Raw genomic sequence first — 18,031 nt, 5'->3', positions numbered from 1 at the left:
CACCCGCGCGCACGTCGTCCGACATCGGCCACAGGGGTATTTCGCCACGCGTTCGGGTCAGTCCCGCGGATGACGACCCTCCCCGACCGGGGGAGGACGCGGGATCAGCCGTGAGGACATACGGTGACCTCCCGTGGAGAGCACTCACCTCGGCTGGCGCACCCTGGCCAAGCGCCAGTGGCCGCTGGCGTGTGCGCTGCTCTTCTTCGCCGGCAGCGAGACCCTGAGCGACGGGACGTCCTGGTGGCAGCTGCCCGGCACGGCCGTGGTGTGCGCGCTGGCCGTGCTGTCCCCGCGCCGGCCGTTCGACGCGGCCCTGGGCGCCGCCACGGCGCTGCTCGCGTCGTCGTTGGTGCTGGACGTGGTGGACGAGACCGCCGGTCCGGCCGTGCTGGTGGGCGGCGCGACGCTGTCCGAGGGCGCGGCGACGATGGCGCTGATCGCCATCCTGGTGCGCCAGGCGCCGCTACTGCGCGTGCTCGTCGGCGTGGTGGCACTCGTCCTCGCGGTGGGGTTCACCCAGCCACTCCGCCCGTCGTACTGGGAGCGGTACTACTCGGACGTCGACTACTCGGGGCCCACGTTCTGGCAGCAGGTGCTGGCGGGGACCATCCTGCTCGTGCTGTCGGTCGGCACCGGCCTGTACTTCCGGGCGCGGGACCGCGAGCGCGCGACGACCCTGCGGGCCGAGGTGGCCGCCGCGCAGCACGCCGAGCGGATGGCGCTGGCCCGCGAGCTGCACGACGTGGTGGCGCACTACGTGACCGGGATCGTCGTGCACGCCCAGGCCGCGCAGGCGGTGCCGGCGGCGGCGCAGGAGGTGCTGCCGATCATCGCGCAGAGCGGCAACGAGGCGCTGACCGCGATGCGGCGCCTGGTCGGCACGCTGCGCGGGTCGGAGACGGACGCCGCGCCGGCCGCGACCAGCGACCTGGCCGACGACGTGCGGCAGGTGGTCGCCCAGTCGGGGCAGCCGGTGCGGCTGTCGCTGGACCTGCCGTCGGAGGTGCCGCCGTCGCTGGGTCGGTCGGTGCTGCGGCTGGTGCAGGAGTCGCTGACCAACACGCGCAAGCACGCCGAGGGCGTGACGGCGGTGGACGTGTCGGTGGCGGTGGACGGCGGGGTCGTGCACGTGGTGGTCGCCGACGACGGACGCGCGCCCAAGGCCGCGCCGGTCGGTGGGTCCGGCGGGTTCGGGCTGGTGGGGATGCGGGAGCGGGTCGAGCTGCTGGGCGGCACGTTCGCGGCGGGGCAACGGCCGGCCGGGGGCTGGGAGGTCCGGGCGGCGCTGCCCATCGCCGAGTGACCCGGGAGCAGAGGTCGCGGGTAGCGCGGCGGCTCGGGCGGGGCGGCTCGGCGCGGGTGCGGGCGGTTCGGGCGTGCGGAGCTGATCCGGTGCGGCAGGATCGGGGCATGTCGTTGCGCCTGCACGCCCCCGTGGTCCTGCCCTGCGATCCGTCCTGCACCGTGCTGCGGGACGCGGTGGTCGACGTCGTGGACGGCCGGATCACCCACGTCGGCCCGGCCGCCGACGCGTCCCCGTTCGACGGCGAGGTGCGCCGGCTGACCGGCATCCTCATGCCCGGCCTGGTCAACACGCACGCGCACAGCCCGATGGTGGTGCTGCGCGGCCTGGGCGGCGACCTGCCGCTGCTGCGGTGGCTGCGCGAGGCCATGTGGCCGGCCGAGGCGAAGATGTCCCCGACCGACATCGGCGCGGGCATGCTGCTGGGCGCGGTGGAGATGCTGCGCAACGGCGTCACCACCAGCTCCGAGATGTACTTCCACGGCCCCCAGCTGACCCAGGCCGTCCTCGACGCCGGGTCCCGCGTGGTGTTCGGCGCGGCGATCATGGACCTGCCCGGCCTGCCGTGGCGGCCGATGACCGACGAGATCACCCGGTGGATCGACGCCGACGGGCTCCGGTTCGGGCCGCACGAGCGGATCGAGCTGTCCTACGGGCCGCACTCGGCGTACCTGATCGCGCCCGAGGCGCTGGGCGAGATCGCCGGTCTCGCGCGCGACCGGGGCGCGTTGCTGCAGATCCACGTGGCCGAGTCGCCGGAGGAGGACGTCGACCAGCGGGCGGCGTTCGGGTCGGTGCCGAAGCTGCTGGAGCAGGCGGGCGTGCTCGGCGGACGGGTGCTGTCGGCGCACTCGGTGCACCTGTCGCCCGAGGACGTCGCGATCTACGCCAAGCACGGTGTCGGCGTCGCGCACTGCCCGGGGTCGAACACCAAGCTGGCGTCCGGCATCGCGCCGATCCGGTCCTACTTGGACGCGGGCGTGTCGGTGGGCCTGGGCACGGACGGGCCGGCGTCCAACGACGACCTGGACCTGTTCGAGGAGGCGCGGCTGGCGGCCCTGCTGGCCCGCGTGACCACGCTCGACGCGACCGCCATGCGCGCCGCCGACGCGTTGCTGCTGGCCACCCGCGGCGGCGCGGCGGCGTTGGGGCGCGAGGACATCGGCGCGCTGGAGGCCGGGCGGTGGGGCGACTTCGTGCACGTGGACGTGGACGACCCGGCGTTCGCGACCGGCTTGGACGCGCCGGACGACCAGGTGCTGGCGAACCTGGTGTGGGCGTCGGGGACGCGGCGGGTCAAGGACGTGTGGGTCGCCGGGGAGCAGGTCGTGGCCGACGGCGAGACCACCCGCGTGGACCGGCGGGCGGCCCAGGCGGGTGTCGCGGCCGTCTCGAAGCGGTTGCGCTAGCGCGGTCGGGGGCGGACGACGATCTCGGTGACGTGGGCGTCGTCCGCCGCTGTCACGGCCGTGTGCACGGCGTCGGCGACGGACTCCGGGCGCAGGTACAGGTCCGGCTGGTAGTCGCCGGCCTCCTGGCTGCGGACGCCGCGCTGCATGTCGGTGGCCGTGCGGCCGGGGTAGACGGTGGTGACCCGCAGGTCGGTCTCCTCGGCCCGCAGCACCTCGGCATAGGCGTGCAGGGCGAACTTGCTGGCGGCGTAGACGCCCCAGTTCGCGTTGGCCTGCCGACCCGCGCCGGAGTTGATCAGCACGACGTGGCCGCGGGCGGCGCGCAGCAGCGGGAGGGTCAGCCGGGTCAGCTCGGCGACGGCGATGACGTTGAGGTCGAGGGTGCGCCGCCAGGTGTCGGCGCTCGCCTCGGCCAGCGGACCGAGTTCGGCGATGCCGGCGCTGTGGACGAGGACGTCGAGCCGGTCGAGCCCGGCGACGGCTTCGGCGAGCCTGTCGTGGTCGGTCAGCTCGACGGGCCACGGCGTCCCGACCCCGGCCTCGGCGAGGGCTTGCTCGTCCCGGCCGCCGAGCAGCAGGTCGTGGGTGTCGGCGAGGCGGCGCGCGATGGCGAGCCCGATGCCTCGGGACGCGCCGGTGATCAGGGCCAGGGGTCGATCGGTCATGCCCGGAACCCTAGGTCGTGCTCGCCCCAGACGTTGGGTTCGACGTAGACGCCGAGGTCGAGGGCGGGCAGGAGCAGGTCGGGCCGCTGGGCGGGGGTGACGACGGACAGCCCCACCGACACGCTCCCGGTACGTCGACGCGGCCTCCGGCCCCCGGCTTCCATTCTCCCACGGGGGACCGACAATTCCGGCCTGGTTCGCGCGGAAGCGATGACACGGCGGGCGAGGTCCGGGCGGCAGCGGCGGCAGATCCGGGCGGCACCGGCGGCAGGTCCGGGCGGCAGCGGCGGCAGGGCGGCGGCAGGCCCGGGCGGCGGCGGCAGCGGCGGAGCGCAGGCGGCGGCGGAACGCAGGCGGCGGCGGAACGCAGGCGGCGGCGGCAGCGGCCGGGGCGGGGGGCGGCGAGCAGGGTAGGCGCGGCAGGCGGGCTTGGCGCGGCGGAAGCGGTGTGTGGCAGGCGAGCAGCCGGGGGCGAGGCGGGTGGGGCGGTGGGGCTTGGCTGAGCGTGGCGGCGCGGTGGAGCGGGTGGGGTAGCGGGCCCGGGCGTGGGGTGCACGGCCGGGCCCGCTGGGGGTCAGCCGCAGATGCGGCCCTTGTCCTTCTTCCACGCCACCACCACGGACGGGCGCGGCTGGGTGGCGCCGCCGTCCGGCCAGTGGGACGCCGGGTTGGCCGCCGACGCGCCGTCGATCTCGCCCGGGTGCTGCACCGACACCAGCACGAAGTCGTCCTCCACGACCGGGCCGCAGGTCTCCGCGCCCTTCGGCACGGTCAGGAACTGCTTCACCCGGCCGCGGTACTTGCCCTCCACCGGCACGGCGAAGAGGCCGTCGTTGGACTTCAGGGCGTTGCCGTCGGTGGAGATCCACAGGTTGCCCTGCGAGTCGAACGCCACGTTGTCCGGGCACGAGATCGGCGACACCTGGGTCTTGTCGTACCCGCCGAAGTACGTGTCCGCCGCGTTCGGGTCGCCGCACACCAGCAGCAGCTTCCACGAGAAGCTCGTCGCCGTGTTGTCGCCGCGGCGCTCCTCCAGCTCCAGCACGTGGCCGTGGCGGTTGTTCAGGCGCGGGTTGGGCTCGGTGGCGCCTTCCTTGCCCGCCTTGCCGCGGTCGGTGTTGTTCGTGAGCGCGGCGTAGACGCGGCGGTTGCGCGGGTTCGGCTCGACGTCCTCCGGGCGGTCCATCTTGGTGGCGCCGGCCTTGTCCGCGGCCTGGCGGGTGAAGATGTAGACCTCCTCGGCGGTGAAGCCCTCGACGAAGGACTTGTCGCCCGACGCCAGCGGGATCCACACGCCCGAGCCGTCGAACTCGCCGTCCGCCGGGAGCTTGCCGGTGCCGTCGATCTCGGCGGCCGGGCTGTCGCCGGTGAACTTCGCGACGTACAGCGTGCCCTTGTCCAGCAGCTTCTTGTTGTGCTCGCGGGCGTGGCGGCTGTTGCCCGGCTTGTACCGCTCGTCGGAGACGAACTTGTACATGTAGTCGAACCGCTCGTCGTCACCCATGTACGCGACCACGCGGCCGTCGCGGGCGACGATGACGTTCGCGCCCTCGTGCTTGAACCGGCCCAGCGCGGTGTGCTTGACCGGGGTGGAGGTCGGGTCGAGCGGGTCCACCTCGACGACCCAGCCGAAGCGGTTGGGCTCGTTGGGCTCCTGCGCCACGTCGAACCGCTTGTCGAACCGCTCCCACTTGCGGGTCGTCGCGCCGCCGGACATGCCGTAGCGCGCGAGCCGCGCCTTCTGCACCGGGTCGGTGACGGTGCCCGCGTTGGCGAAGTACTGGTTGAAGTTCTCCTCGCCGGACAGGATCGTGCCCCACGGCGTCACGCCGCCCGCGCAGTTGTTCAGCGTGCCGAACACCTTGGTGCCGGTCGGGTCGGCGGAGGTCTTCAGGTGCTGCGAGCCGGCGGCCGGACCGGTCAGCTCGAACTCCGACTTCACCGTGATGCGGCGGTTGAAGTGCTTGTCCACCTTCGGGACCAGCTTGCCGCTGCGGTGGTCGCGCTCGACCACGACGACCGACAGGCCGTGCGCGGCCCACGCGATCTCGGTCTGCTCCTTGGTCGGGTTGTTCGAGTCCCAGTTCTTGAACAGGAACTCCTCGGACGTGTACTCGTGGTTGGACACCATGAGCCAGCGGTTCCAGTGGTTCAGCGGGACCAGGCCGCAGAAGTCGTTGTTGAACCCGAACTGCTTGGCCTGCGCAGCGGCGGTCTGGTTGTCGAAGTCGAACGCGGGCGCGCCCGGCAGCACCGGGTCGCCCCAGCGGATCACGACGGCCGACTCGTAGCCCTCGGGCGTGACGACGCGGTCCTCGGTGTTCGGCGCGACCGGCTCGAAGTTCAGCCCGTCCCGGCCCCACCGGCGGCCCTGGGCCTCCACGTCGGCGGCCTCGGGCTCGGCGGCGGCCGTGCCCGCGCCGGCCAGCCCGACGCCCGCGCCCGCGACGGCGAGCACCGCGCCGGCCTTGAGCAGGCCGCGCCGGCGGACGACGTCGCCGACCACGTCACCGAAGTAGGCGTTGTCGGAAGTGTTGGGCGCCTCGTGCGCGCAGGCGTCGCCGCAGCGGTACTTGCAGGTGATCGCCGACCGCCCGAGGGGGTGGTTGGGCAGCAGGGGCAGCAGGCGCCGGCCCCGATCGGTGGACGAGGACACGCGGACCTCCGAGATCGCTTCAGGTGGGAACCTGGGCGAACGTAGGTTCACAAGTCCTCGTCCAGGCGGCGTGGAGGTGAACGCGAGGAGAACACCTCAAGCCCTTGCCGACCGGAACCGGCTGGTCACGCAGTGTTCGGTGGTGCGGCCTCGCACGGGTCAGTCGCCGATGAACCCGTCGCGCCACACCGCTACGACGGACGGACGCGGCTGCGCGTCCCCGCCGTCGGGCCAGTGCGACACCGGGTTGTCCGCCGACGCCCCGTCCACCTCGCCCGGGTGCTGCACGCACACCGTTATCACGCGGTCCCCGATCACCGGTCCGCACGTCTCCGCCCCGCGCGGCACGGTCAGGAACGCCTTGAGGTGACCGCGTTCCGGGCCGTGCAGCGGCATCGCGTACAGGCCGTCGTTGAGCCCGTTGAGCGCGCCCGCCGAGTCCGTGGAGATCCACAGGTTGCCGTGCCGGTCGAACGCCACGTTGTCCGGGCTGGAGAGCGGCGACACCTTGGACTTGTCGTAGCCCGCGAAGTACGTGCTCGGGTCGGCGGGGTCGCCGCACACCAGCACCAGGTTCCACGAGAAGTGCTGCGACAGCGCGTCCCCGCCGCGTTCGCGCAGCTCCAGGACCTGGCCGTGCTTGTTGAACGTGCGCGGGTTCGGCTCGGTCGCGCCTTCCTTGCCGGGCTTGCCGCGGTCGACGTTGTTGCTCAGCGCGCAGTAGACCGTGCCGGTGTGCGGGTGGGTCTGGATGTCCTCGGGGCGGTCCATCTTCGTGGCGCCGACCTTGTCCGCCGCCAACCTCGTGAAGACGTAGACCTCTTCCGCGGTCATGCCGTCCACATAGGACTTGTCGCCGCGGGCCAGCGGGATCCACTCGCCGCGCCCGTCGAACTTGCCGTCCGCGGGCAGCGCGCCGGTGCCGTCGATCTCGGCGGGGTCGCTGTCGCCCTTGAACCGCGCGACGTAGAGGGTGCCGTCGTCGAGCAGGGTCATGTTGTGCCGGCGCGCGGACCTGCTGGTGCCCGACCGGACCTTGCCGGTGGAGACGAACTTGTAGATGTACTCGAACCGCTCGTCGTCACCGGAGTACGCGACCACGCGGCCGTCGCGGGCGATGCGGACGTTGGCGCACTCGTGCTTGAACCGGCCCAGCGCCGTGTGCTTGACCGGCGTGGAGTCCGGGTCGTTCGGGTCGAGTTCGACGACCCAGCCGAACCGGTTGACCTCGTTGGGTTCCTGAGCGAGGTCGAACCGCTTGTCGAACCGCTCCCACTTGCGGGTCGTCGCGCCGGCGGGGATGCCGTAGCGGGTGCGGCGCGGGTCGGTGCCGCCGTTGGCGAAGTACTGGTTGAAGTTCTCCTCGCCGGACAGGATCGTGCCCCACGGCGTCACGCCGCCCGCGCAGTTGTTCAACGTGCCGAGGGCCTTGGTGCCGGTCGGGTCGGCGGACGTCTTGAGCAGGTCCGACCCCGCCGCCGGGCCGCGCAGCTCGAACGGCGTGGTCATGGTGATGCGGCGGTTGTAGCGGGAGAACGCGGGCGTCAGGCGGCCACCCCGCTGCTCGACCTGGACCACGGACAGGCCGTGCGCGGCCCACGCGATCTCGACCTGCTCCCGGGTGGGGTTCGCGGGGTCGTAGCCGCGGAACATGAAGCTCTCGCTGGTGTACTCGTGGTTGGTGACCAGGAGGTTCGTGCGGGCCAGCGCGTCCAGCGGGAGGAGGGCGGCGAAGTCGCAGTTGAACCCGAACTGGCGCGACTGGGCGGCAGCGGTCTGGTGGTCGAAGTCGAACGCGGGCGCGTCGGGGAACAGCGGGTCGCCCCAGCGGATGACGACGGACTGCCGGTAGCCCTCGGGGACCACGACCTCGTCGCGCGTGTTCGGCTGCACCGGGGTGAAGTTCAGGCCGCGGGTGTGCCGAGTGCCCGCGGCGGTCCCGGACTCGGCCGACGCGGACTCGTGCCCGGCGGACTCGGACTCGGCGGACCCGGACTCGGCGGACTCGGCGGACGCGACGGCCGGGACGCCGGCCAGCGCGGTCGCCACGACGCCCGCCTTGATCGCCGCACGCCGGCTGAGCAGGTCGCCGAAGTACGGGTTCGCGGAGGTGTTGGGGGCGTCGTGGAAGCACGCGTCGCCGCAGCGGTAGCGGCAGGTCACCGCCGCACGGCCCGGGGAGTGGTTGGGCAGCAGGGGAAGGTGTCGCACGGTCTGCGCTCCTACGGGTCAGGTCGGGTCCACTGACCGTAGGCCGGCGTTCACCGGTTGTTAACCCACCACTTCTTCACCGATCAGCGCGTCCTCGGCTGTGATCGGGCGGTCCGACGTCCGGCCGATGGCCAGCAGCCCGGCGGCCAGCACGCACGCCACCGCCGCGACCACGAACGGCTGCGCCAGGTGACCGACGAACGTCGCCGCGAGCGCTCCGCCGAGCCAGCGCAGGAAGTTGTACCCGGCGCTGGCGACCGGGCGCGGGGCCGGGCTGATGCTCATCGCGGTGCCGGTGAACAGGGTGTTGAGCAACCCGCTGACCAGGCCGCTGACGATGACGGCGACCACCAGCAGCGGCTTGTTCGGCACGGCCATGACGAGCATGAGCACGCCGAACACGAGGACGGCGGCGATGGTGGCGCGGCGTTCCCCGAACCGGTCGGCGAGCCGGGGCGCCAGCCAGACGCTGGACACGGCGACGCACACGCCCCAGCCGAAGAAGATCAGCCCGATCGCGACGGCGCTGTAGTGCAGCACGAACGGCGACCAGGCCAGGACGGCGAAGAACGCGCCGGTGTAGAGGGCCGAGCCGAGCGCGGTGCGCAGCAGACCGGGGTGCCGCAACGCCTTGAGCGGGTCGAGCAGGCCGATCCGGTGGGTGGGCTTGTCCTTGGCGAGGAAGGTCGCGCAGAGCACGAACGCGACCGCCATCAACACGGCCGTCCCGACGAACGGTCCGCGCCACGAGATGCTGCCGAGCAACGCGCCCAGCAGGGGTCCGACGGACAGGCCGAGCCCGAGCGCCGCTTCGTAGAGCAGGATCGCGCCCTTCTGGCCGCCGGACGCCGCGCCGACGATGACGCTCAGGGCGGTGGCGATGAAGAAGGCGTTGCCGAGCCCCCAGACCGCGCGCAGGGCCACCAGTTGGGTGATGTCGGCGGCGAGCGCGCACAGCAGCGTGGCGACGACGATCAGGGCAAGGCCGGCGACCAGCGTCCGCTTGGCCCCGAACCGGGCGGAGGCGGCGCCGGTGAACAGCATGGCGAGGACCTGGACGCCGAGGTAGGAGGAGAAGAGGAGGGTGACCTGCGACGGCGTGGCGTGCAGGCCTTCGGCGATGGACAGCAGGATCGGGTCGACCAGGCCGATGCCCATGAAGGCGATGACGGCGGCGAACGCCGTGACCCAGACCTGGCGTGGTTGCGCTTGGAAGAGGGCGGAAAATTTCACTTCGCCATACTAAAATTTTTTGCTTAGGGTAGCTAAGTAAGTCGCCTCACAGTACGGTGGGGACGTGGATGCGGTGGTGTTCGACCTCGACGGCGTGCTCGTGGACTCGGAAACGGTCTGGGACGAGGTGCGCCGCGCGTTCGCGGCCCGGCACGGCGGCACGTGGCTGCCCACCTCGACCCGCGACATGCAGGGCATGAGCACTCCCGAGTGGGCGTCCTACCTGGTCGAGGCGGTCGGCGTGCGCCTGAACCCGGACGAGGCGGCGCGCGGTGTCGTCGCCGAGATGGCCGCCCGCTACGAGGCCGGACCACCGGTGCTGCCGGGCGCGGTCGAGGTGGTGCTGGAGGTGGCGTCGCGGTACCCGGTGGCCATCGCCAGTTCCTCGCCACCCGTGCTGATCAGGTCATTCCTGGAGGCCACGGACTTGGCCGACGTGGTCCCGGTGGCCCTGTCGAGCGAAGAGGCCGGCGCCGGCAAACCCGCCCCCGACGTCTACCTCCTGGCGGCGTCGAAGCTGGGCGTGCACCCGAGCCGCAGCGCCGCCGTGGAGGACTCCACCAACGGCCTGCGCGCCGCCCTGGCCGCCGGCATGACGGTCTACGCCGTCCCCAACCCGCACTTCCCGCCCGACCCGGGGGTGCTCGCGGAGGTCACGGTGTTGCAGGCGCTGTCCGACCTGCCGAGTGCACTAGCCTCGACACGTCCGGATGAATGATCTGCCGCCTCGAACGCATGTTCGATAGGATGTCAAGGTGACGAGACGCGAACAGGCCGCACTCCTGCTCGCCCTCCGGGAGAGCGGGCGGCGGTGGGCCGACGTGGCCAACGCCGTCGAGGACGCGCGCTCCGCGATCGCGGTCCTGGACGACCTGCTCACACCCGACCAACCGACCCTCGACCACTCCCACGTCGACCTCGCGGCACGACTGGCCGAGGTGGAGCGTGAGATAGACGGCTGGGCCACCGAGGGCATCGACCTCGTCACCCTCCTGGACGCCGGCTACCCCGTCCGATTGCTGATGGTCCACCAGCGCCCCCCGTTCCTGACGATCCGCGGCGGACTCGGCCCGGGTGACGACCGCGCCGTCGCGGTCGTCGGGAGCCGCGGAGCCAGTCAGCGCGGTCTGCACATCGCCCGCGAGGTCGCGACGGCGCTGGTCGGTCACGGGGTGACCGTCCTCAGCGGCCTGGCGGCCGGGATCGACACGGCCGCGCACCGGGCCGCGCTGGACGCCGGAGGGCGCACTGTCGCCGTCGTGGGCACGGGCCTTCGGCATTGCTACCCCGCCGCCAACCGCGCCCTGCAGGACGAGATCGCCCGTCGAGGAGCGGTGATCTCCCAGTTCTGGCCGGACGCCGGTCCGGCGAAGCAGCACTTCCCCATGCGGAACGCCGTGATGAGCGGGTGTGGCGTCGCCACGGTCATCGTGGAGGCGGGCGAGCACAGCGGCGCCCGCATCCAGGCCCGGATGGCCTTGGAGCACGGCAGGCACGTGTTCCTGCTTCCCGAGGTGGTCACGGGCACGACCTGGGGCAGGGAGATGGCCGAGCGCCCGAACACCACCGTCCTGGAGGGCCCGGATCACCTCCTTGGGGTGGTCGACGACCTGACCGCCGAGGTGCCCGAGTTGATCGACTTCTGAGATGGGGTCGGTCAGCCGCAGCGAGAGCTACCGCAACGTCCTCGCGACGCCACCGCCGGCCGGACCGTCGATCTGTGCCACGTGCCACCGGGGCACGAGCGGCTATGTCCGCTGCTACCAGTGCAACAAGCACCGTGAGGTGTACGGCGACGAACTGGCGGACGTCGTGGTCCCGATCTCCCTCGCGATCAGCGGAGGTCAGCTGACCCGGGAGTTGAGCGGGTACAAGTACAACGACTCGCCACAGGTGCGGAAAGAGTTCGCGTACAACCTCGCCAGCACCTTGGCCGTGTTCCTCGCGACCCACGAGGGATGCCTCGCGACGGCGGTCGGCGTGCGGGTGTTCGATCTGGTCACCATCGTGCCGGGCACACGGCAGAGGAGCGGGCAGCACCCGCTCGCGGAGATCCTCGGCAAGACGGTGATGCGCACCAGCGGCCGGTTCGCCGACACCATGGCCGCCACCGGCGGGAACGACCACCTCACGGTCCGCCCGGGCTCGGTCACCGTGCACACCACCGTGGCGGGGAGGGTCGTGCTGCTCGTGGACGACACCTGGACCTCCGGGGCGAGTCTGCAATCCGCTGCGATCGCGCTCAAACGGGCAGGTGCGCGCCGCGTTGCCGGGCTGGTGATCGGACGGCGGCTCGACGCCGACGACCTGACGGCGGCCGAAGTGTTGGAGTTCGCTCGGACGCACCAGTTCGGCTGGGACGTCTGTGTGCTGTGCCGGACGGCGTGAGCGCTGCTGGTGCTCAGCGCGAGTTCCGAAGCGCGGGGCTCGCCCGTCCCCGCCCCGCCGACCTAGCCTCGCCCCATGGATCAACCGGTTGCGGTGGTGAGCGGGGCTGCTCAGGGGATCGGGGCTCGGGTGGCCGAGGTGTTGCGGGAGGACGGGTTCCGGGTTGTCGGGTTCGACCTCCGGGAGACGCCCGGCGGGGTGGTGGGGGACGTTTCCTCCGAAGAGGACGTCGAGCGGCTGGCGGACGGGCTCGAACGGGTCGACGTGCTGGTCAACAACGCGGGCATCGCCGGGATCCGGGCGTTCGAGGACACCTCGGTCGAGCAGTGGCAGCGGATGCTCGCGGTCAACCTCACCGGGCCGTTCCTGCTGACCCGGGCGTTGGGGCGGAAGATGCTCGACCGGGGCTCCGGGTCCGTGGTGAACATCGCCTCCGTCGCCGGGTTGCGGGGTGTGGCCGACCGGGCCGCCTACAACACCACCAAGCACGGCCTGATCGGCATGACCCGCACCCTCGCCGTCGAGTGGGGCGCCCGGGGTGTCCGGGTCAACGCCGTCTGCCCGGGGTGGGTGAAGACCGAGATGGACGTCGAGTCCCAGGCCGGCGGGCACTACGGGGACACCGACATCACCGACCACGTGCCGCTCGGCCGGTTCGCCTACCCGGACGACATCGCGCAGGCCGTGTCGTTCCTGGCCGACGCGAAGCGCAGTTCCTTCATCAACGGGGTGGCGCTGCCGGTGGACGGTGGCTGGACGGCCGACGGCTCCTGGCAGTCGCTTCGCCTCTCCAAGCGCTGACCAGCGAAAACGCCCCTGCGCCCGACGAGGGCACAGGGGCGTTTGTCGACAAGGCGATCTAGCGCTCCACGTCGCCGCGGATGAACGCCTCGACCGCGTCCCGCGCCTCGGAGTCCGAGTACTGCACCGGCGGGGACTTCATGAAGTACGACGACGCCGACAGGATCGGGCCGCCGACCCCGCGGTCGAGGGCGATCTTCGCCGCGCGCACCGCGTCGATGATGATGCCCGCCGAGTTCGGCGAGTCCCACACCTCCAGCTTGTACTCCAGGTTCAGCGGCACGTCGCCGAACGCCCGGCCCTCCAGCCGCACGTACGCCCACTTGCGGTCGTCCAGCCACGCCACGTAGTCCGACGGGCCGATGTGCACGTTCCGCTTGCCCAGCTCGCGGTCGACCTGCGAGGTCACCGCCTGCGTCTTGGAGACCTTCTTGGACTCCAGCCGCTCCAGCTCCTTCATGTTCAGGAAGTCCATGTTGCCGCCCACGTTGAGCTGCATGGTGCGGTCGAGCTGGACGCCCCGGTCCTCGAACAGCTTGGCCAGCACGCGGTGCGTGATGGTGGCGCCGACCTGGGACTTGATGTCGTCGCCGACGATCGGGACGCCGGCCTCCTCGAACTTGCGCGCCCACTCCGGGTCGGAGGCGATGAACACCGGCAGGGCGTTGACGAACGCCACCTTCGCGTCGATCGCGGCCTGCGCGTAGAAGCGGTCCGCCTCCTCCGAGCCGACCGGCAGGTAGGACACGAGCACGTCGACCTCGGCGTCGCGGAGGGCCTGGACGACGTCCACCGGCTCCTCGTCGGACTCCTCGATGGTCTCCCGGTAGAACTTCCCGAGGCCGTCGAGGGTGGGTCCGCGCTGCACGGTGACGCCCAGCGGCGGCACGTCCGCGATCTTGATCGTGTTGTTCTCGCTGGCCACGATCGCCTCGGACAGGTCGACGCCGACCTTCTTGGCGTCCACGTCGAACGCGGCGACGAACTCGACGTCGCGGACGTGGTACTCGCCGAACCGGACGTGCATCAGGCCGGGCACGCGCGTGCCCGGGTCCGCGTCGCGGTAGTACTGGACGCCCTGCACCAGCGACGCCGCGCAGTTGCCGACCCCGACGATGGCCACTCGAACGGTGCGGCGGTTGTCGCCCATGCCGAGTCCTCCTTTGTGTTCTACGTCTGTCATTCGTCCCGCTCGCGCTGTTCGGCCTGCTCGTGCGCGATCAGCTCGTTGAGCCACCGCACCTCGCGTTCGGTGCTCTCCAACCCCATGCGGTGCAGCTCGCGCGTGTAGCGGTCGATCCGCTCGCTCGCGCCCGATAAAGCCGTCCGCAGCCCTTCCCGCCGCTCCTCGACCCGGCGTCGCCGGCCTTCGAGGATCCGCATCCTGATCTCCGCGGGGGTGCGGGAGAAGAACGCCAGGTGGACGCCGAACGAGTCGTCGTCCCACGTCTGGGGGCCCGCGTTGGACAGCAGGTCGGCGAACCGCTCCTTGCCCTCCGCGGTGAGCTTGTAGACCTTGCGCGCACGACGACCCCAGGTGCGGGCCTCCTCCGGCGCCTCCTCGACGATCCACCCGGCGCGTTGCAGGCGGCGCAGCGTGGGGTACAGCGTTCCGTAGGAGAACGCTCGGAACGCCCCCAGCAGTTCGTGCAAGCGCTTGCGCAGCTCGTACCCGTGCATGGGTGCCTCGTGCAGCAGCCCGAGGATGGCGAACTCCAGCACTTGATCACCTCCCGCACCAAGCTGCCCGATGGGTGCACTCAGTATATCGGTGCGATACATCCGTCCGCCCGTTGAGATGTGGCGAGGGGCACAAGGTCACAAAGTGATCGCGACCACTGCCCTGAACGGCCCATCGACGGGGTTTTGCCGCCACGTACTCTGGTCCCGTGCTGACCCAACGGCAGGTGGTGGACTACGCCTTGCAGCGACGCGCGCTGCTGGCGGAGGTCTACGCGGGCCGGGTGGGCACGATGGAGGTCTGCGACGCCAGCCCGTACCTGCTGCGAGCTGCGAAGTTCCACGGCCGGCCGAGCGACGTGACGTGCCCGGTCTGCCGCAAGGAGCCGCTGACCCTCGTGTCCTGGGTCTACGGCGACGAGCTCAAGCACGCGGCCGGATCCGCGCGCACCGTCGAGGAACTCACCCGCATGGCGAACCTCTTCGAGGAGTTCACCGTGTACGTGGTGGAGGTCTGCCGCACATGTAGTTGGAACCACCTGGTGCAGTCATACGTCCTGGGAACGCGCGGTGTGAACTCCCGCAAACCGCGCAGGAGGACCGCGGCGGAGTGAAAGTGCTGCTCCGGCCACGGGCGTCGCTGCCGACGGCGACGGCGTACGACCACCGAACCGCGTGCGACGGCACGCCGGTCTTGGAGGCCATTTCGTGAACGACCAGCATGACGACAGGCACCGTGGCGCGGAGCCGCAGTGGCCGACGGGTGAGGACCCGGACGCCCGCCTGGCACCCCGCCGCGGCGCAGGGGATCAGCCGGACCGTCCGAACACGCCACCGGGCGGTTTCGAGCGCCAGCCGCGCCACGGCACCCCGCCGGGCGGCTTCGCGCGCCCACCCGCGGGCGGCCCGCCCCCGGGCGGCGTTCCCCGCGGCGGCCCAGGCACCCCACCCGGCGGCGTCCCCCGCGGCGGTCCCGGCACGCCCCCGGGCGGTGTCCCGCGCGGCGGGCCAGGCACCCCACCGGGCGGCATCCCCGGCGGTCCCGGCACCCCGCCGGGCGGGCCAGGCACCCCGCCGGGCGGCATCCCCGGCGGTGGCGGCACGCCCCCCGGCGGTGTCCCGCAGGGTGGCCGACGGCACGCCCCGGAACCCGGCCCCGGCGGCCCACGACCGGTGGGCGGCCCCGGCGGACCCGGCGTGCCCTCCCCGGCGAACGCCGACCCGAACGCCACCCGGCACGTGCCCAGGGGCCCCGGCCGGCCGAACACGCCTCCCGGCGGCATGCGCCGTCCCGGCGGCCCCGGCCCGGGTGTCCCCGGCGCCGGCGTGCCCGGACCGGGCGGCCCCCGCCGGCCCGGCGAGGAGCCGACCGACCTGCTCCCGCCCGTGCACCAGACCGTCGCCCGCGAGCCCGAGCTCCTCACCCACCGCGAGGACGAGATCGAGCTCGAACCGTTCTACGACGACGAGTACGACGAGGAGCTGACGCCGGAGGAGGAGAAAGCCTTGCGCCGGAAGAAGATCTGGCGCCGGGTGCGGCGCGTCTCGTACGTCGGCCTCTCCCTCATGATCCTGGGCCCCATCGTCGCGTTCGCGATCGCCTACCAGCTGGTGGAGGTCCCGAACCCGCAGGAGACCGCCTCGAAGCAGGACAAGGCGATCACCATCCTGTACTCCGACGGCTCGGTCATGACCAAGATCGCCCCGTCCGGCGCGAACCGGACGATGATCACCTACGACCAGATCCCCGAGCCGGTCAAGCAGGCCGTGTTCGCCGCCGAGGACCCGACGTTCATGACGAACCCGGGCTTCGACTTCCGCGCCATCGCCCGCGCCGGCTGGTACCAGGTCACCGGCCGCAAGAGCGGTGGTTCCGGCCTGACCCAGCAGTACGTCAAGCAGGCGACCGAGCAGGACGACGAGACGCTCTCGCGCAAGTTCACCGAGGTCGTCAAGGCGTACAAGATGTCGGAGCAGCAGGACAAGAAGGAGATCCTGACCTCCTACCTCAACACCATCTACTTCGGCCGGTCGGCGTACGGGATCAAGGAAGCGGCGAAGGTCTACTTCAACCGCAACGACCTCAACGAACTGACGCTGTCCGAGGCCGCTCTGATCGCCGGCATGATCCAGAACCCCAGCAAGTCGGAGAACCAGGCCTACAGCCAGGAGCGCTGGACCTACGTCGCCGACAACCTGGTGAAGTTCGGGTTCATCGACCAGGGCGCCCGCGCCGGGCTCGCCTACGTGCCGCCGGTCCCGCTCGCCGAGGTCAACAACAACGGCCTGGACGGCACCCGCCTGTTCATCCGCATGCAGGTCGAGGCGGAGATGGAGCGCAACCAGTGGGGCCTGGAGCGGGCCCAGAAGCTGGGCGTGACCGTCCACACCACCATCGACCCGGCCATGCAGACCGCCGCCGAGGAGGCGGTCGACGAGGTGATGGAGGGTCAGCCGGAGGTGCTGCGGACCTCGATGTCCGCGATCGACCCGGCGACCGGCGCGGTCCGCGCCTACTGGGGCGGCACCGGCCAGGGCATCGACTACCAGACGGGCACGCTGCAGGAGCCCGGCTCGTCGTTCAAGCCGTTCGACTTCGTCGCCGCGCTGCAGAAGGGCGAGGGCGCGGGCAAGCTCTACGACGGCAGCTCGCCGCGCACGTTCCCCGGCCGTGGCCCGGACAACCCGGTGCGCAACTCGCCCGGCGTGCGGTGCGACGTGCCGACGCAGTGCAGCGTGCGCGAGGCGATGATCAAGTCGATCAACACCGTGTTCTTCGACATGGCGCTCAAGATCGGCACCGGCAAGGTCGCGCAGGCGGCGCACCAGGCGGGCATCCCGCCGAAGGTCGAGGTCGGCGGCAAGACCTACACGCTGCTGGAGGACGAGAACGGCAACGCGCCGGACGCCAACATCTCCATCGGTGGTGGCACGACGCAGGTCCGCCCGTTCGACATGACCTCGACGTACGCGACCTTCGCGGCCCGGGGCGTCTACCACGAGCCGTTCTTCATCACGAAGATCACCAACTCGAAGGACGAGGCCGTCTACACGCACACCGACGTGACGCGGCCCGCGTTCGACCCGGACCCGCAGAAGAGCCAGGACATCGCGGACAACGTCACCGACGTCCTCAAGCACATCCCGGGCAAGTCGAACATCCCCTGCGCCAACGGCCGCGAGTGCGCCGGCAAGACCGGCACCCACGAACTCCCGAACAGCCAGGAGAACTCGAAGGCCTGGATGGTCGGCTACACCCCGTCCCTCGCGGCCGGCGTGTGGATGGGCACCGACTCCGGCACGGTCGCGTTGAAGAACAAGAAGAACGAGATGATCTACGGCTCCGGCCTGCCGGGTCAGATCTGGAAGAAGTTCATGGACAAGGCGCTGGCGAACGCCCCGAAGGAGACGTTCCCCAAGCCGAAGCCGATCGGTGAGCTGGAAGCGCCGAAGATCACGCCGACGACGACCACGCCCAAGGACGAAGACAAGGACGACGAGAAGAAGACGACCACGGGCCGGCCGACGACCACGCGCGACGAGCCGACGACCACCACGACCAGGCAGACCAAGCCTTCGTGCGGCGGCTTGTTCCCGGCGTGCCCGACGACCACGACGCAGCCGAACGAACCCGATCCGATCGGCGGCGGCAGTCAACCGACGAGATAGGCCAGTGAGG

14 protein-coding genes are annotated in these 18,031 nt (G+C 71.6%); 8 read left to right on the top strand and 6 right to left on the bottom strand.

Annotation, left to right across the window (positions count from 1 at the left end):
* Positions 1-133 precede the first annotated feature (133 nt).
* Together ABD126_RS12150 and ABD126_RS12145 are read left to right on the top strand one after the other, a co-directional pair.
* Complete coding sequence (locus tag ABD126_RS12150; protein WP_343933869.1) at positions 134-1,306, top strand: sensor histidine kinase; 1,173 nt, start codon at positions 134-136, stop codon at positions 1,304-1,306.
* Between the two features lie 107 nt (positions 1,307-1,413).
* Positions 1,414-2,715 carry an amidohydrolase family protein gene (locus tag ABD126_RS12145; RefSeq protein ID WP_343933868.1) on the top strand — a complete coding sequence of 434 codons (1,302 nt, stop codon included), beginning with the start codon at positions 1,414-1,416 and terminating at the stop codon, positions 2,713-2,715.
* Here the strand turns inward: ABD126_RS12145 and ABD126_RS12140 are convergent.
* The 4 genes from ABD126_RS12140 to ABD126_RS12125 form a co-directional block, all read right to left on the bottom strand.
* Positions 2,712-3,383, bottom strand: a complete 672-nt coding sequence (locus ABD126_RS12140; protein ID WP_343933867.1) for an SDR family oxidoreductase — start codon at positions 3,381-3,383, stop codon at positions 2,712-2,714. The two genes, ABD126_RS12145 and ABD126_RS12140, sit on opposite strands and share 4 nt — an antisense overlap.
* 574 nt (positions 3,384-3,957) lie before the next feature.
* Positions 3,958-6,039, bottom strand: a complete 2,082-nt coding sequence (locus tag ABD126_RS12135) for a PhoX family protein (RefSeq protein WP_343933866.1) — start codon at positions 6,037-6,039, stop codon at positions 3,958-3,960.
* 159 nt (positions 6,040-6,198) lie between these two features.
* Positions 6,199-8,250 carry a PhoX family protein gene (locus ABD126_RS12130; protein WP_343933865.1) on the bottom strand — a complete coding sequence of 684 codons (2,052 nt, stop codon included), beginning with the start codon at positions 8,248-8,250 and terminating at the stop codon, positions 6,199-6,201.
* A 60-nt stretch (positions 8,251-8,310) separates the two neighbouring features.
* Entirely contained in the window at positions 8,311-9,483 is a 1,173-nt protein-coding gene (locus tag ABD126_RS12125; RefSeq protein WP_343933864.1) for an MFS transporter, read from the bottom strand.
* Positions 9,484-9,547: 64 nt separating this feature from the next.
* On the opposite strand from ABD126_RS12125, the gene ABD126_RS12120 reads away from it, so the two are divergent.
* The 4 genes from ABD126_RS12120 (at position 9,548) to ABD126_RS12105 (ending at position 12,672) form a co-directional block, all read left to right on the top strand.
* A complete protein-coding gene (locus ABD126_RS12120) occupies positions 9,548-10,201 on the top strand; it encodes an HAD family hydrolase (protein ID WP_343933863.1) in 654 nt (217 codons plus the stop codon).
* A gap of 37 nt (positions 10,202-10,238) precedes the next feature.
* Positions 10,239-11,129: a DNA-processing protein DprA gene (locus tag ABD126_RS12115; RefSeq protein WP_343933862.1), complete on the top strand. Its 891-nt coding sequence runs from the start codon at positions 10,239-10,241 to the stop codon at positions 11,127-11,129.
* Position 11,130: 1 nt separating this feature from the next.
* On the top strand, positions 11,131-11,871 hold the full coding sequence (locus ABD126_RS12110; protein WP_343933861.1) for a ComF family protein: 741 nt from the start codon (positions 11,131-11,133) through the stop codon (positions 11,869-11,871).
* A gap of 75 nt (positions 11,872-11,946) precedes the next feature.
* The gene (locus ABD126_RS12105) at positions 11,947-12,672 is read left to right on the top strand and encodes an SDR family NAD(P)-dependent oxidoreductase (protein ID WP_343933860.1); all 726 of its coding nucleotides are present in this window, start codon (positions 11,947-11,949) and stop codon (positions 12,670-12,672) included.
* Positions 12,673-12,730: 58 nt separating this feature from the next.
* Here ABD126_RS12105 and ABD126_RS12100 read toward each other — a convergent pair whose 3' ends face one another.
* Together ABD126_RS12100 and ABD126_RS12095 are read right to left on the bottom strand one after the other, a co-directional pair.
* Positions 12,731-13,822, bottom strand: a complete 1,092-nt coding sequence (locus ABD126_RS12100; protein WP_343933859.1) for an inositol-3-phosphate synthase — start codon at positions 13,820-13,822, stop codon at positions 12,731-12,733.
* A gap of 29 nt (positions 13,823-13,851) precedes the next feature.
* Positions 13,852-14,394, bottom strand: a complete 543-nt coding sequence (locus ABD126_RS12095; protein WP_337723526.1) for a PadR family transcriptional regulator — start codon at positions 14,392-14,394, stop codon at positions 13,852-13,854.
* A gap of 167 nt (positions 14,395-14,561) precedes the next feature.
* Here ABD126_RS12095 and ABD126_RS12090 point away from each other — a divergent pair, with 167 nt between their 5' ends.
* The gene (locus tag ABD126_RS12090) at positions 14,562-14,966 is read left to right on the top strand and encodes a DUF5318 domain-containing protein (RefSeq protein ID WP_343933858.1); all 405 of its coding nucleotides are present in this window, start codon (positions 14,562-14,564) and stop codon (positions 14,964-14,966) included.
* A 583-nt stretch (positions 14,967-15,549) separates the two neighbouring features.
* Positions 15,550-18,021, top strand: coding sequence for a transglycosylase domain-containing protein (locus tag ABD126_RS12085; RefSeq protein ID WP_343933857.1), 2,472 nt, complete (start codon positions 15,550-15,552; stop codon positions 18,019-18,021).
* Positions 18,022-18,031 lie beyond the last annotated feature (10 nt).

Source organism: Saccharothrix mutabilis subsp. mutabilis (genome assembly GCF_039521145.1).
Lineage (GTDB): Bacteria > Actinomycetota > Actinomycetes > Mycobacteriales > Pseudonocardiaceae > Actinosynnema > Actinosynnema mutabilis.
The sequence above is the reverse complement of the archived record's forward strand: the minus strand, read 5'-3'. Positions and strand labels throughout refer to the sequence as shown.